The organism is Sphingomonas sp. GC_Shp_3, from assembly GCF_026540945.1.
GTDB lineage: Bacteria > Pseudomonadota > Alphaproteobacteria > Sphingomonadales > Sphingomonadaceae > Sphingomonas.
Window position 1 is genome coordinate 1 of record NZ_JALNUT010000031.1, and the last position, 703, is coordinate 703.

At 64.9% G+C, this 703-nt stretch carries 1 protein-coding gene; it reads left to right on the plus strand.

Features of this window, described 5'->3' with window-relative positions; all coding sequences use genetic code 11:
* Positions 1-703: MFS transporter (locus tag OXR00_RS19600; protein ID WP_267389910.1), on the plus strand; the 703-nt coding region annotated here is incomplete at both ends.

A 703-nucleotide genomic window follows, 5' to 3' on the forward strand; every position in this document is an offset into this window, starting at 1 on the left:
TCCTTGCTCGCAGCGATCCCGCTCACGAGCCTGACCCAAGGCCTTCGCAGACGACCTGTCCTGCTCGCCACCATCATCTGCTTCGTCGTGGGCAACACGCTGACCGCATTGGCCGGATCGATCACGGTCGTGCTGGTCGCGCGGTTCGTCGCCGGATGCGCGGCGGGTCTCGCGTGGGGAATCCTTGCAGGTTACGCGCGCAGCATCGTGCGTGCCGATCAGACCGGCCCGGCAATGGCCCTCGCCATGGTCGGCGTGCCGCTGGCGCTTTCACTCGGTGTTCCCATAGGCACCTTCCTAGGCGGTTTGGTTGGGTGGCGCGGATCGTTCCTGATCCTCTCGGCACTGAGTGTCGTGCTGATCGGCTGGATTGTGCTCAAGGTGCCCGATGCCCCCGGGCGGACGGGTGACGATCGTCCTTCTCTGCGCCGGGTCGTCGCGACACCGGGTATCATACCGATCCTGCTCGTCATCCTTGCCTGGATGACGGGCCACAACATCCTCTACACCTACATCGCGCCGTTCGCGACCGCTGCGTCCGCGCGGGTCGATCTCGTCCTGCTGGCGTTCGGCATCAGCTCGCTTGTCGGCATCTGGATCGTCGGGCGACTGGTCGATCGGATGCTGCGCATGCTGGTATTGCTCGCGATCGGATCGTTTGCGGCCATTGCAGCTCTTCTGACGTTTGCCGGTGGCCAAGGCG